Source organism: Streptomyces sp. NPDC096040 (genome assembly GCF_040303265.1).
Lineage (GTDB): Bacteria > Actinomycetota > Actinomycetes > Streptomycetales > Streptomycetaceae > Streptomyces.
Genome location: NZ_JBEOTA010000011.1, coordinates 1 through 14,037 on the forward strand (window position 1 = coordinate 1; position 14,037 = coordinate 14,037).

At 71.3% G+C, this 14,037-nt stretch carries 11 protein-coding genes and 1 pseudogene; 7 read left to right on the forward strand and 5 right to left on the reverse strand.

Going from position 1 to position 14,037, the window contains the following annotated elements; all coding sequences use genetic code 11:
- Window positions 1–91: 91 nt before the first annotated feature.
- Together ABTY98_RS16455 and ABTY98_RS16460 are read right to left on the reverse strand one after the other, a co-directional pair.
- Entirely contained in the window at window positions 92–1,765 is a 1,674-nt protein-coding gene (locus ABTY98_RS16455) for an FAD-binding dehydrogenase (protein WP_352221596.1), read from the reverse strand.
- A 17-nt stretch (window positions 1,766–1,782) separates the two neighbouring features.
- Window positions 1,783–2,409 carry a TetR/AcrR family transcriptional regulator gene (locus ABTY98_RS16460; RefSeq protein WP_352221597.1) on the reverse strand — a complete coding sequence of 209 codons (627 nt, stop codon included), beginning with the start codon at window positions 2,407–2,409 and terminating at the stop codon, window positions 1,783–1,785.
- A 118-nt stretch (window positions 2,410–2,527) separates the two neighbouring features.
- Between ABTY98_RS16460 and ABTY98_RS16465 the strand changes: the two genes are divergently transcribed.
- From ABTY98_RS16465 to ABTY98_RS16475, 3 genes are all read left to right on the forward strand, one after another.
- Window positions 2,528–3,154, forward strand: coding sequence for an alpha-ketoglutarate-dependent dioxygenase AlkB (locus tag ABTY98_RS16465; RefSeq protein ID WP_352221598.1), 627 nt, complete (start codon window positions 2,528–2,530; stop codon window positions 3,152–3,154).
- 87 nt (window positions 3,155–3,241) lie between these two features.
- Entirely contained in the window at window positions 3,242–3,991 is a 750-nt protein-coding gene (locus ABTY98_RS16470) for an MBL fold metallo-hydrolase (RefSeq protein ID WP_352221599.1), read from the forward strand.
- Window positions 3,992–4,000: 9 nt separating this feature from the next.
- Window positions 4,001–5,236, forward strand: a complete 1,236-nt coding sequence (locus ABTY98_RS16475) for a DUF4032 domain-containing protein (protein WP_352221600.1) — start codon at window positions 4,001–4,003, stop codon at window positions 5,234–5,236.
- Between the two features lie 10 nt (window positions 5,237–5,246).
- Here ABTY98_RS16475 and ABTY98_RS16480 read toward each other — a convergent pair whose 3' ends face one another.
- Window positions 5,247–6,116, reverse strand: coding sequence for a universal stress protein (locus ABTY98_RS16480; protein ID WP_352221601.1), 870 nt, complete (start codon window positions 6,114–6,116; stop codon window positions 5,247–5,249).
- A gap of 195 nt (window positions 6,117–6,311) precedes the next feature.
- On the opposite strand from ABTY98_RS16480, the gene ABTY98_RS16485 reads away from it, so the two are divergent.
- From ABTY98_RS16485 to ABTY98_RS16500, 4 genes and pseudogenes are all read left to right on the forward strand, one after another.
- Window positions 6,312–7,988 (forward strand): NAD(P)/FAD-dependent oxidoreductase, encoded by a 1,677-nt coding sequence (locus ABTY98_RS16485; RefSeq protein ID WP_352221602.1) that lies wholly within the window; start codon window positions 6,312–6,314, stop codon window positions 7,986–7,988.
- Window positions 7,985–9,463: an ATP-binding protein gene (locus ABTY98_RS16490; protein ID WP_352221603.1), complete on the forward strand. Its 1,479-nt coding sequence runs from the start codon at window positions 7,985–7,987 to the stop codon at window positions 9,461–9,463. Before ABTY98_RS16485 ends, ABTY98_RS16490 begins: the two co-directional genes overlap by 4 nt.
- The gene (locus tag ABTY98_RS16495) at window positions 9,460–9,813 is read left to right on the forward strand and encodes a UBP-type zinc finger domain-containing protein (RefSeq protein ID WP_352221604.1); all 354 of its coding nucleotides are present in this window, start codon (window positions 9,460–9,462) and stop codon (window positions 9,811–9,813) included. Before ABTY98_RS16490 ends, ABTY98_RS16495 begins: the two co-directional genes overlap by 4 nt.
- Before the next feature lie 377 nt (window positions 9,814–10,190).
- Window positions 10,191–10,403 (forward strand): annotated as a pseudogene (locus ABTY98_RS16500) (helix-turn-helix domain-containing protein); the annotation flags it as partial.
- Between the two features lie 18 nt (window positions 10,404–10,421).
- On the opposite strand, the gene ABTY98_RS16505 reads toward ABTY98_RS16500, so the two are convergent.
- Window positions 10,422–11,651 (reverse strand): SGNH/GDSL hydrolase family protein, encoded by a 1,230-nt coding sequence (locus ABTY98_RS16505; protein ID WP_352221605.1) that lies wholly within the window; start codon window positions 11,649–11,651, stop codon window positions 10,422–10,424.
- On the reverse strand, window positions 11,648–13,993 hold the full coding sequence (locus tag ABTY98_RS16510; RefSeq protein WP_352221606.1) for a glycosyl hydrolase family 95 catalytic domain-containing protein: 2,346 nt from the start codon (window positions 13,991–13,993) through the stop codon (window positions 11,648–11,650). The genes ABTY98_RS16505 and ABTY98_RS16510 overlap by 4 nt, the downstream gene beginning before the upstream one ends.
- Window positions 13,994–14,037: the final 44 nt, after the last annotated feature.

Consider the following 14,037-nt stretch of genomic DNA (forward strand, 5'->3'; position numbering starts at 1 on the left):
CCATCTCCCCGGCCCATTCCCCCTGCATGCCTACAAGACTGGCCCCAACTCCACCGAGCCGGGGCCAGAACCCGAGATTTTCAGCAGCCTTCTAGGCCGTCTGCTTCGCCGCCGCGTGTCCCGCCGCCCGGCCCGAGAACAGGCAGCCGCCGAGGAACGTGCCCTCCAGCACGTTGTAGCCGTGCACACCGCCGCCGCCGAAGCCGGCCACCTCGCCGGCCGCGTAGAGCCCGTCGATCGGCTGCCCGTCGGCGCCGAGGGCGCGGGAGTCCAGGTCGGTCTGGATGCCGCCGAGGGTCTTGCGGGTGAGGACATGCAGCTTGACGCCGATCAGCGGCCCGGCGGCCGGGTCGAGGATGCGGTGCGGGGTGGCGACCCGGCCCAGGCGGTCGCCTATGTACCGGCGGGCGTTGTGGATGCCCTGGACCTGGGAGTCCTTGCTGTAGGAGTGGTGGATCTGCAGATCGCGGGCGACGATCTGGCGGCGTACCTCGGCCGCGTCCAGAAGCGCCTTGTCGGTGAGCCCGTTCATCTTCTCGACGAGCTGCTCCAGGGACGACGCGGTCACGAAGTCGGCGCCCTTGTCGACGAAGGCCTGCACCGGGCCCGGGGCGCCCTTGCCGAGCAGCCGGTCACGCAGCACGGCCTTGCGGTCCTTGGCGGTGATGTCGGGGTTCTGCTCGGAGCCCGAGAGCGCGAACTCCTTCTCGATGATCTTCCGGGTGAGGACGAACCAGGAGTGGTCGTGTCCGGCGATGTCCTCGGTGGTGCGCAGGTACTTGAGGGTGCTGAGGGTGTCGTACCCCGGCAGGCAGGGGTCGGGCAGCCGGCGGCCGAGGGCGTCCAGCCAGATCGAGGACGGGCCGGGCAGGATGCGGATGCCGTGGCCGGGCCAGACGGGGTTCCAGTTCTGGATGCCCTCGGTGTAGTGCCACATACGGTCGCGGTTGACCAGGCGTACACCCGCCTCGGCGCTGATGTCGAGCATGCGGCCGTCCACGTAGGCGGGGACGCCGGTCACCATCTCGGCGGGGGGTGTGCCGAGGCGTTCGGGCCAGTAGCGGCGGACGATGTCGTGGTTGGCGCCGATGCCTCCGGTGGTGACGACGACGGCCTGGGCGGTGAGTTCGAAGTCGCCGATGCGGTCGCGGTTGGAGGCGGCACCGCGGGGCGAGTCGTCGGGGGCGAGGACCGTGCCGCGTACGCCGTGTACCGCACCGTCCTCGATGACGAGTTCGTCGACCTGGTGGCGGTGGTGGAAGGTGAGCAGTCCGTCGCGGGCGGCCTGCTTGGCGTACCGGGCGAAGGGTTCGACGACACCGGTCCCGGTGCCCCAGGCGATGTGGAAGCGGGGTACGGAGTTGCCGTGCCCGGTAGCGCGCAGGTCGCCGCGCTCGGCCCAGCCGACGGTCGGCAGCAGACCGATGCCGTGGCTCTGCAGCCAGGGCCGCTTCTCCCCGGCCGCGAACTCGACATAGGCCCGTGCCCAGCGCACCGCCCAGGAGTCCTCGTCGTCCTTCCGGTCGAACTGGGCGCTGCCCTGCCAGTCGTTCCAGGCCAGGTCGAGGGAGTCCTTGATACCGAGGCGGCGCTGCTCGGGCGAGTCGACGAGGAAGAGCCCGCCGAAGGACCAGAACGCCTGGCCGCCGAGGTTGGCGGCGTTCTCCTGGTCGACCAGGGCGACCCGTCGGCCCCTGCTGGTGAGTTCGTGCGCCGCGACCAGGCCGGCGAGGCCCGCTCCGACGACGATGACGTCCGCGTCCATGGCGACCGTTGCCTCTCTTATCCGAATCGGGTGCTGCCGTCGGTCAGCAGCGCGGTGAGCAGTTGCTTGAGCCAGGCGCGAGCCCGGTTCACGTCCCTGTCCAGCAGCAGTTGGGTGGTGACTCCGTCGTAGGCGGCGACCACGGCGTGTGCGGCGCCCTCGGCCCCGCCGAGCACGGCGGGGACCGGTGCGTGGCCGCGGGCCCGGAAGAGCCGGTCGGCGATGGCCTGCCGCAGCCGGGCCCGGTGGTCGAGGAGTGCCTCGGCGACCGCCGGGTCCCGGGCGGCGTGCACCAGGAAGTCGGTCTTCACCAGCAGCCAGTCCACGTCGAGGAGCAGGACCTCGGTGACCCGGTCCACGGAGGCGGGCACGTCGAGGCCGGGTCCCTCGGCGGCGAGCGCGTCGGCGACCTGCTCGGCGATCACGTCGGCGCGCTCCCGGTAGAGGGCGAAGAACAGCTCGTCGAGGGTGGCGAAGTTGGAGTAGAAGGCGCCCCGGCTGAATCCGGCGGCCTCGCAGACCTCCTCGATGGAGACGCGTCCGAAGCCCTTGGCCGCGAACACGGTGAACGCGGCGTCGAGCAGCCGGGCCCGGGTCCGCACCCGGCGCCGGGTGACCCGCTTCGTCGCGCCGTCCACTGCCATGTCCCGACCTCCGTTCGATACACGAATGTATCGGATACATGAATGTATCGAAAGACCTCGCGCGAGGTCGTCATGATCGAATGGGAACACATTTTCGATTAAGGGGTACGCTGGCTCCATGGCCACGCACCTCCAGGGCTCCCTGTTCGACCAGACCGACGAGCTGCGGCTCGGCTCTCTCGACGCGGTCGGCCGGACCGAGCTCGGCTCCGGCGCCTGGATCGACGTGCTGCCCGGCTGGCTGAGCGGCGCCGACGCACTGTTCGAACAGCTGGCGGCGGACGTCCCCTGGCACGCCGAGCGCCGCACGATGTACGACAACGTCGTGGACGTACCGCGGCTGCTCGCCTTCTACGGCGCCGACGACCCGCTGCCGCATCCGGTCCTCGCCGAGGCCCGGGCCGCGCTCACCCGGCACTACGCCGACGAGCTGGGCGAGCCGTTCACCACGGCGGGGCTCTGCTACTACCGCGACGGCCGGGACAGCGTCGCCTGGCACGGCGATCGCATCGGCCGGGGCTCGCGGGAGGACACCATGGTCGCGATCCTCTCCGTGGGCGCGCCCCGCGACCTGCTGCTGCGCCCGCTGCGCGGCGGCCCCTCCGTCCGGCGCCCGCTGGGCCACGGCGACCTGATCGTGATGGGCGGCTCCTGCCAGCGGACCTGGGAACACTGCGTACCCAAGACGGCACGGGCCGCCGGTCCGCGCATCAGCGTCCAGTTCCGGCCGCACGGGGTGCGGTGACCCGGATCCCCGTTAACAGGTGCCCCGCACCATCTGGTTGGCTGTCCCCCGGTTCGGTCGGCACGCTGCGGGAACGTCGGAGAGATCATGCGCGCAGAAGTACATGAAGTCGGCAGGGGCACCTATCTGGTGCACGGGCAGCACACCAACTGGGTGATCATCAAGGACGGCGACGCCGTCACGCTGGTGGACACCGGCTACCCCGGGGACCGGCCGGGGCTGCTCGACTCCCTCACGGAGGTGGGCAGTTCACCGGAAGCCGTCGCGGCCGTCCTGATCACCCACGCGCACAACGACCACCTCGGCTCCGCCGAGTATCTGCGTGACACCCACGGCACCCCGGTCTATCTGCACGAGGCCGAGGTACCGCACGCACGGCGGGAGTTCCTCCAGCAGGTCTCCGTGGGCTCGGTGCTGAAGAACGCCTGGCGGCCGGGTGTGGTGCCGTGGCTGGTGCACGTCCTGCGGGTCGGCGGGACCGAGCAGCATCCGGTCACCGCGCCCGAGGCGTTCCCGGTAGCGGACGGCCCGCTCGACCTGCCGGGCCGGCCCGTCCCGGTACACACGCCCGGCCACACCGACGGCCACACCGTCTACCACCTGCCCGACGCCGGGATCGTGATCTCGGGAGACGCCCTGGTCAGCGGCCACCGCACCGCGCGTCTGAGCGGCCCGCAGCTGCTGCCCGACATGTTCCACCACGAGCGGTCCCAGGCGGTGGACTCGCTCGGCATCATCGAGGCGCTCGACGCCGATGTGCTGCTGCCCGGGCACGGCCCCGTGCACCGGGGATCCGTCAAGGCGGCCGCCCGGCTGGCCCGCGAACGCGCCCTCTGAGGCCGGGCCATGGCCTTGCAGATCAACGCCACCAACCCGGAGCACCCCGTACTCCTGCTCGAACTGCCCTGGGACGTCCCGCTGGAGGAGTGGCCCGAGGAATACCTGGTGCCGCTCCCCCGCGGTATCTCACGGCACGTGGTGCGCTACGCCCGGGCCGGCAGCGAGGTCCTCGCGGTGAAGGAGCTGGCGGAGCGGCCGGCGCTGCGCGAGTACGAGCTGCTGCGCGACCTGGACCGGCTCGCCATCCCCGCGGTCGACCCGCTCGCGGTGATCACGGGCCGTACCGACGCGGCGGGCGAACCGCTGGAGTCGGTGCTGGTCACCCGGCACCTGGGCGGCTCGATGCCGTACCGCTCGATGTTCGAGACGACGATGCGCCCGGCCACCATGCACCGCCTCATGGACGCCCTCGCGGTGCTGCTCGTACGACTGCACCTGGCCGGATTCGCCTGGGGCGACTGCTCGCTGTCCAACACACTGTTCCGGCGGGACGCGGGCGCGTACGCGGCGTATCTGGTGGACGCCGAGACCGGCGACCTGCATCCGCAGCTCAGCGACGGACAGCGAGAGTACGACCTCGATCTGGCCCGGGTCAACATCAGCGGCGAGCTGCTCGACCTGGAGGCGTCGGGGGCGCTGCACCCCTCGCTGGACCCGATCGAGTTCGGGTTCGAGATCTGCACCCGGTACGGCGAGCTGTGGGAGGAGCTGACCCGTACCTCGGTGTATCCGGCGGGCAAGTACCACTACATCGAGCGCCGGATCCGACGGCTCAACGAGCTCGGTTTCGACGTGGCCGAGATGCAGATCGAGCACTCCTCCAACGGCGACACCGTCACCTTCGTGCCGAAGGTGGTCGACGCCGGGCACCACCAGCGCCAGCTGCTGCGGCTGACCGGCCTGGACGCCGAGGAGAACCAGGCGCGGCGGCTGCTGAACGACCTGGAGAGCTGGATGGCCACCCAGGACGACTACGCCCCCGGCGACCCCCTGGCCGCCCGTCCCGAGGTGCTGGCCCACCGGTGGGTGCGGGACGTCTTCCGCCCCACCGTGCGGGCCGTGCCGCTGGAGCTGCGCGGCTCCATGGATCCGGCCGAGATCTACCACGAGCTGCTCGAACACCGCTGGTACCTGTCCGAGCGGGCGCAGCACGACATAGGCCTGGACAACGCGGTCGAGGACTACATCGAGAACGTCCTTCCCAAGGCGCGGGAGACCCTGGAGCCGGTCACTCCCGAATGACCCGGTCGACTCAGTCGTGCGGCACCACGGCCACCGGGCAGTCGGCGTGGTGCAGCATCCCGTGCGCGACCGAGCCGATGCGTGCGCCGACCGCCGTCCGGTGGGCGCGCCGGCCGACGACCATCAGCTGAGCCCGGCCGGCCGCCGAGAGCAGCACCTGGCCGGCGCTGCCCATCTCCACATGCTCGGCGACCGGCACGTCCGGGAACCGCTCCCGCAGCGGCCGTACCGCCTCGGACAGGGCCTTCTTCTCGAAGGGCTCCAGTCCGGCGGTCTCGTCCAGCAGCTTCAGCGAGCCCGGGCTGTAGGCGAAGACCGGCGGCAGGGTCCAGGCCCGGACCACCCGGACCGTCGCGCCACGGACCGCCGCCGTCTCGAACGCGAACTCCAGCGCGGCCGCGCTGTCCTCCGGGCCGCCCTGCTGACCCACGACGACCTCCCGCCCGGCGGCCTCCGCCAAGGGCCGGTCCCCGGCGCGCACCAGGACGACGGGCCGGGCGGCCTCGGCGATCACCTGCTGCCCGACCGAGCCCAGCAGGAACCCGACGACCGCCCCGTGCCCGCGCGAGCCGAGCGCCAGCAGCTCGGCCCCGGCCGCCGCCTCGACCAGCACCTCGACCGGACCGCCCGCCAGGACGTCGACGCTCACCGCGAGCTCCGGATACCGCTCGGTGACGGCACCCACCGACTCGGCCACCCCGTCGGACACCCACCCGCGCTGGGTCTCCCGGTCGCCGCCGAGCGCCTCGTGCTCCTCGTAGCGCCAGGCGTGCACCACCCGCAGTGGCAGACCGCGCCGCACCGCCTCACGGGCCGCCCAGTCCAGAGCCGCGACACTCTCCTCCGTACCGTCGACCCCTGCCGTGATCGGGCGTGTCATGCACCGGCCTCCTCGTCGGTTCCGCGTCGGTTCCGCGTATGCGCGATCAGTCTTCCGCACTTACGGGTGCCCGCTGTGCACGGGCGTACAAGAGCGAGGGAGAGGGATCGAACATACGATGGGCGGGTGCGGTGGCCGCGCTCCCTCCGGAGGGCCCGCCGTGCCGAGAAACCAACGGCTCGGGGTGGGAGACGTATGGCACAGGCTGCCGACGCAGCGCGGACCGTCATCATGACCGTGGACGACGACCCGGGAGTCTCCCGTGCCGTCGCCCGGGACCTGCGGCGCCGCTACGGCGCGTCGTACCGGATCGTGCGCGCGGAGTCCGGGGAGTCGGCGCTGGACGCGCTGCGGGAGCTGAAGCTGCGCGGCGACCTGGTGGCGGTGATCCTGGCCGACTACCGGATGCCACAGATGAACGGCATCGAGTTCCTGGAGCATGCCCTGGACGTGTATCCGGGCGCCCGGCGCGTGCTGCTGACCGCGTACGCGGACACCAACGCGGCGATCGACGCGATCAACGTCGTCGATCTGGACCACTATCTGCTCAAGCCCTGGGACCCGCCCGAGGAGAAGCTGTACCCGGTCCTCGACGACCTGCTGGAAGCGTGGCGGCGCAGCGAGTACAAGCCAGTGCCGGCCACCAAGGTCGTCGGGCACCGCTGGTCGGCCCGGTCCTCGGACGTGCGGGAGTTCCTCGCCCGCAACCAGGTGCCCTACCGCTGGTACTCGGTCGAGGAGCCGGAGGGACAGCGGCTGCTGGCGGCCGCCGGGGCCGACGGGCAGCGGCTGCCGCTGGTGATCACGCCGGACGGCACGCCCCTGGTCGAGCCCGAGGCGCCCGAACTGGCCGCGCGGGTCGGACTCGCGACCACGCCCACGGCGGACTTCTACGACCTGGTGGTCATCGGCGGCGGCCCGGCCGGGCTCGGTTCGGCGGTGTACGGGGCGTCGGAAGGGCTGCGGACCGTGCTCGTGGAGCGCGCGGCGACCGGCGGGCAGGCCGGGCAGAGCTCCAGGATCGAGAACTACCTCGGCTTCCCGGACGGGGTGTCGGGGGCTCAGCTCACCGACCGGGCACGGCGGCAGGCCGCCAAGTTCGGCGCGGAGGTCCTGACCGCCCGTGAGGTCACGGCACTCGAGGTCAACGGGGCCGCGCGGGTGGTGCGGTTCGCGGACGGCTCGGCGATCGCGGCGCACAGTGTGATCCTGGCGACGGGTGTGCAGTACCGGCAGTTGGAGGCCGAGGGCTGCACCGACCTGACCGGCTGCGGGGTGTTCTACGGCTCCGCGCTGACCGAGGCCAGCTCCTGCCAGGGGCACGACGTGTACATCGTCGGCGGCGCCAACTCGGCGGGCCAGGCGGCCATGTACCTGTCCCGGTTCGCCAAGTCGGTGACGCTGCTGGTGCGCGGCGCCGACCTGTCGACGTCGATGTCGTACTACCTGATCCAGCAGATCAACGAGGCCCCGAACATCTCGGTGCGCAGCCACACGGTGGTCGACTCCGCGCACGGGTCCGACCGGCTCGAACGGCTGACGCTGCGTCACTCGGTGAGCGGCGAGACCGAGTCGGTCGAGGCGCAGTGGATGTTCGTGTTCATCGGCGCGGCCCCGCTGACCGACTGGCTCGGCGACACCGTGCTGCGCGACGGGCGCGGGTTCATCCTGGCCGGGCCCGATCTGACGGTCGACGGTCGACCGCCGACGGCCTGGGAGCTGGACCGGCCGCCCTACCACCTGGAGACCAGCGTGCCCGGAGTGTTCGTGGCGGGCGACGCGCGTGCCGAGTCCGCCAAGCGTGTCGCGTCCGCCGTCGGAGAAGGAGCCATGGCCGTGATGCTCGTCCACCGTTATCTGGAGCAGTCATGAGCGGGCGGCTGATGCCCTGCAGCCCGAAGGAGATCGGCGCGCTGTTCCTCTTCGAGAAACTGGAGCCGGAGCAGCTGGGGCGGCTGTGCGCCGCGGGCCGGGTGGAGCTGTTCGAGCCCGGTCCGGTCTACACCGAGGGCGAGCCGGCCACCTGCTTCTACGTGATGATCGAGGGCACCGTGGTGCTCTCCCGCCGGGTCGCCGGCGACGACATCGAGGTGACCCGCACCTCGCAGCCCGGGGTGTACGCGGGTGCCATGCAGGCGTACCTCGGGGACCGGGTGCGGCAGGCGTACAACAACTCGATGCGGGTGACCGAGCCGACGCGGTTCTTCGTGCTGCCGGCGGACACCTTCGCGGACATCATGCGCGAGTGGTTCCCGATGGCCGTGCATCTGCTGGAGGGCCTGTTCTTCGGTTCGAAGAACACCCAGGCGGCGATCGGGCAGCGCGAGCGGCTGCTGGCGCTCGGCTCGTTGTCCGCCGGGCTCACCCACGAGCTCAACAACCCGGCCGCGGCGGCCGTCCGCGCCACGTCCACGCTGCGCGAGCGGGTGGCGAAGATGCGGCACAAGCTCGCCGTGATCGCCGAAGGGCCGTTCTCACGGGAGCAGTTGGCCGGTCTGATCGAGCTCCAGGAGCGCACCGCCGAACGGGTCGCCAAGGCCCCGGCGCTGAGTCCGCTGGAGGCCACCGACCGCGAGGACGCGCTCTCCGACTGGCTGGACGACCACGGCATCGACTACGGGTGGCAGCTGGCGCCGACCTTCGTGCAGGCCGGGCTCGACGTCGACTGGCTGGAGCAGGTCGCGGCGGCCGTGGACGAGGAGATCCTGCCGAACGCGGTCGGCTGGCTCAACTACACCGTCGAGACCGAGCTGCTGATGAACGAGATCGACGACTCCACGACCCGGATCTCGAACCTCGTCGACGCGGCCAAGCAGTACAGCCAGCTGGACCGGGCGCCGTACCGGGTCGTGGACGTGCACGAACTCCTCGACAGCACCCTGCTGATGCTGTCCGCGAAGATCGGGCAGGACATCCAGGTGGTCAAGGAGTACGACCGTACGGTCCCGCCCGTCCCCGCCTACCCCGCCGAACTCAACCAGGTATGGACCAACCTCATCGACAACGCGGTCTCCGCGATGAAGGACGGCGACGGCGGCGGACACGGCACGCTGACCGTGCGGACCGCGCTCGACCACGAGCAACTGCTGGTCGAGTTCCGGGACACCGGCACCGGGATCGCGCCGGAGATCAAGGGCCGGATCTTCGACCCCTTCTTCACGACGAAGCCCGTCGGGCAGGGCACGGGTCTCGGCCTGGACATCTCGTGGCGGATCGTCGTGAACAAGCATCACGGCACCATGCGGGTGGAGTCGGTACCCGGGGACACCCGTTTCCAGGTGCTGCTTCCGCTGACCGCCGAAGCGCCCGAGACAGCGGCGCCCGAGTCACCCGAGGAGACCGTATGAGTGGCGACACCGCGATCGACCCGAACGTTCCGCCGAGCGGTGCCGGGTGTGTGGAGTGCGACAAGGCGGGGGGCTGGTGGTTCCATCTGCGGCGGTGTGCCCGGTGCGGGCACATCGGGTGTTGCGACGACTCGCCCGCGAAGCACGCGACGGAGCACTTCCGTGACACGGGGCATCCGATCATCCGTAGTTACGAGCCGGGTGAGGGATGGTTCTGGAACTACGAGACGGAGGAAGTGTTCGAGGCGGGGCCGGAGTTGGCGCCGCCGGTGAGCCATCCCGCGGACCAGTCCGTACCGGGTCCTGCGGAGCGGGTGCCGGAGAACTGGGCGCAGGTGCTGCGGGGTTGAGTGCCTGAAGGGGTGCCGCCGATCGATACCCCGCGCCCCTGGTTTCTCCGGTCAGCCCTTCTCAGGATGGGGGCGTGTCGCAGAGATCGTTTACCACCACTCCTCTGATCGGGCGGGATGCCGAACCGGCTCGTCTCGCCGCGGTGCTCGACCGTGCCCGGAGCGGTGGTGGACAGGCCGTCCTTCGCCGGGGATGCCGGCGTCGGGAGGACGCGGCTGCTGGACGGGGTGGCAGTCCGGGCGGCCGCCGCCGGAGCCACCGTCGTCACCGGCCACTGTGTCGATCTCGGCGATGTGGGGCTGCCGTATCTGCCCTTCACCGAGCCTCGGGGTGCTGGGGACGCGCTACTGGGCAGGGCCGCGGAGGTCCGGGGCTCCCGCTCACCGCCCGGGAGCGGGAGGTGCTGCGGCCGCGGGCGCTCGGCCGCAGCAACCGGCGGATCGGCGAGGACCTGTTCATCACCGGCAGGACGGCGAGCGTCCATGTCTCCAACATCCTTGCCAAGCTGGGCGCGGCGAGCCGTACGGAGGCGGTGGCGATCGCCTGTCGCGAGGGCCTGATCACCCCGGAGCCGACAGCCCCGGGGTGATCAGGCCGGTAAGCGGGTTCAGCGGTGGCAGTCGAGGCCGGCGAGGTCGACGGCGTCGGCCATGGCCTGCATTCCCTTGTCGTTGGGGTGGATGTGGTCGCCGCCGTCGAGGAACGGCAGCATCCGCGCCTGGTCGTAGGGGCTGCGCAGGATCCGGTCGAAGTCGGCGGTCCCGTCGAACTCCCCACTGGTGCGGACGAACTGGTTGACCTCCTGGCGTACGGTCTCACCCGCGGTGTCCCATTCCGGCCAGCCCTCGAACGGCCCGACGGTCGAGGCGACCACGCACTTGCCGGCCGCGTGCGCCCGCCGGACGATCTCGCGGTACCCGGCGATCAGGTCCGCCGCGGTGACCCCGGTGTGGGCCTTGATGTCGTTGACCCCCTCGAAGAGGAAGACGGTACGGACACCGGGCTGGCTGAGGACGTCACGGTCCAGACGGTTGAGGGCGGCCTGCCCGGCGCCGTCGGCGAGGACCTGGTTGCCGGAGATCCCCTCGTCGGCGACCCCCTTGACCTCGGTGTCCGCCTTCTGGAGCCGGCGGGCGAGATAGTCCGGCCAGCGGCGGTCGAGGTCGGTGGTGGACGCCCAGCCGTCGGTGATGGAGTCGCCGAGCGCCACCACGGCCCCGGTGGCCGTGTTCGACGGCCGTACGGAGACCGAGTCCAGGTACCACCAGGAGCCGGTGGTCTCCGTCCAGTTGGCGGCGCTCTCCTCGGCGGTGTGGTCGCCCTGGGTGGCGTAGGAGGTCTGCATGGCCATCCAGTGGCCGGTGGCCGGGCCGGCCGCGTCCGGGCTGTGCAGGCTGACGACCAGATCGCTGCCGGCGGGCAGGCTGCCGGGCAGCGGGTCGCTCCACGCGGTGGCGCCGGCCGGCACGGTGACCGTGCGGGCGCCTTCGAAGGTGAGCTGTTTGTTACTGCCCGGCTTGAGGGCGGCGCCCTGGCTCCGGAGGCCCGCGTAGACGCTGTCCAGGGTCAGCGGCCGGTCGCCGAAGGCGTTGGACAGACGCACCCGCAGACCGCTTCCGGCGGCGCTGGTGTGCACGACCAGCCGGTAGCCGCGGTCGGCGGTGCCCTCGCCCATCCGGTCGGCGCTGGCCGCCCACGTGACGACGTCGTGCCGGGTGGAAGCGGCCTGCACGGGCGGCTCCCCCGCAGGTGCCGCCCGGGCGGGCCCGGTCTGGCAGGCGACCGTCGTCAGCAGCACCGCGGCGAGGCCGAGTATCCGCGCGAACCGGCCGGTCACCGGGCGAGGTCCTTCAGCGTGACGGACGCGCCGGGCTGCAACGTGACCGTGCGTGACTCACCGCCGTAGGCGACCGTCGTCGTACGGCCGCCCACGCTGCGGATCCGGGCCTCGGTCGGCCTGCCGTCGCGCCAGCTCAGATCGACGACGAAGCCGCCACGCGCGCCCGCCCCGGTGACCCTGCCGGAGGCGGCCCAGGCGGCGGGGAGGGCGGGCAGGAGTTCCAGGTGACCGGGGCGGGAGTACAGCAGCATCTCCGTGATCGCGGCCGGGGTGCCGAAGTTGGCCTCGATCTGGAAGATGCCCCGGCCCTGCTCGACCTCGTAGATGTCGAAGAGGTTGGGTGAGGTGCCGTTGCTGCCGTTGCTGGACGGGCGGAGGTTCCTGACGACGAGCTGGTAGGCCTTGTCGGCGTCCTTGAGTCGCGCCCAGCACAGCGAGCGCCAGGCGTTGGCCCAGCCGAAGCTGTCCATACCGCGCGCGGTCAGCAGGGCCGTGGCACCCTTGACGATGTCGGCGGGGGTGGAGCCGTCGGGTCGGATACGGTCGCCGGGGAAGAGGTTGATCAGCGGCGAGAGGTGGCGGTGGGTGGTCTCGCCGAGGTTGTCCGGGGACATCCACTCCTCCAGCCAGCCGGTCTTCGGGCTCACCACCGGCAGGTAGAGGCGCTCGCGGAGCCCGCCGATGGTGTCCGCGTACCCAGCATCCCTCTTCAGCATGGCGGCCGCAGTGCGGAAGTTGCCGAACAGGGTCCACACCTGTTCCTGGGTGTAGGTGTTGCCCTTGGCGTCCTGCGGTCCGTGCTCGGGCGACCAGTCGCTGTCGTCGATCAGTACCTTCTTCCCGTCGTCCAGGGTGGTGGTGAGCAGCCGCGCCTCCCAGAACTGGCAGGCGCCCTTGAGCAGCGGGTAGATCTTCTCCAGGTGCGAGCGGGAGAGGGTGAACTCGTAGTGCTCCCAGAGGCTGTTGCACAGCCAGGCGTTGCCCGCCGGGTGCCACCACCAGCCGAGTCCGCCGTAGGGGTTGGTGGAGAAGGCGACGGTCCAGCCGGCGACCTTCCCGCTGGAGTTGCGGTAGCGGTTGCGGGAGTCCTGGAACAGCCGCTGGGTGAGGTCCGTCCAGGATGGGAGCTGGTCGACGCAGTAGTCGGTGAAGGCGTCGAAGCACTGGGACAGGCCCAGCCGGTCGGACATCCAGTAGTTCATCTGGATGTTGATGTCGGTGTGGTAGTCGCCCATCCAGTCCGGGTCGTTGCCGTCCAGCCAGACGCCCTGGAGACCCATCGGCAGACTGTCTCGTGACCCGGCGATCATCAGATAGCGGCCGAACTGGGCGTAGGAGGCCTCGAGTTCGGGGTCGGGGTCGCCGGTGTCGGCGCGGGCCTGGAGGCGCGCCCAGGTGTCGAGTTCGCGCTGGCCGGCCGTGGAGGTGCCGAGCGACAGGTCGAACTGCCCGAACAACGCCCGGTGGTCGGCCGCGTGGGTGCGCAGCAGCGCGTCCGCCGAGTGCCGGGCGGCCGCCTTGACCTTGGTGCGTGCGAGCGCCCGCGGGTCGAGGGACGGGTCGCGGTAGCCGGCGGCGGCGTCGGGTGCGTAGTCGGTGCCGCCGCTCAGTACGACGGTCAGCTCCCGGCAGTCGGCGAAGTCGATGTGCGAGCCGTTCACGCGGACGCTGCCGCCACTGCCGTAGGCGTTGACGGCGGCCCCGTACTTCACCCCGTTGGCGAAGGCCCCGGCGAACGACTCGGCCGAGCCGCCGGTCTCCCCGTGGGTGCCTTCGAGGGTGATGGTTCCGGTGTACCGGCCGCCGCCGTCCTGGCTGAGGTGCAGCACGATCACGTCGTCCGGGCGGCTGGCGAACACCTGCCGCCGGTAGGTCACTCCGGAACGGACGTACGACGCGCTCACCACGCCGTTGTCGAGGTCGAGGGTACGGCGGTAGCCGGAGACGGCACCCAGGTCGTGGTCGGGGATCTCGACGGTGAGCCGGGCGAGCAGGGTGAGCGATCCGAAGTCGGCGCGGCCGTAGGGGAACTGGCCGTCCGAGTCGAGGGTGTCGTTGAGACCGCCGGTCCACAGGGTGGCGTCGGTGATCAGGAGCAGCTCACGGCCGGAGTCGTTGCTCGCGAGGGCGCCGAGCCGGCCGTTGCCGACGGGCAGGCCCTGCTCGATCATCGACCCGTCGTCGGCGGGGGCCTGCCACCAGAGTTGGTGACGGGAGGAGGCGAGCGGCTCGGAGGACCGCTGCGGAGCGGCGCTCGCGGTGAAGGAGGGGAGCCCGGCGAGGGCTCCGGTGGCGGCGGCGAGGGCGAGGAAGCTGCGTCTGCTGGGGTGGTTGTCCATGGGGTTCCAATCCAACGTCCGTGAGAGGGACGCGCCCCTTCAGG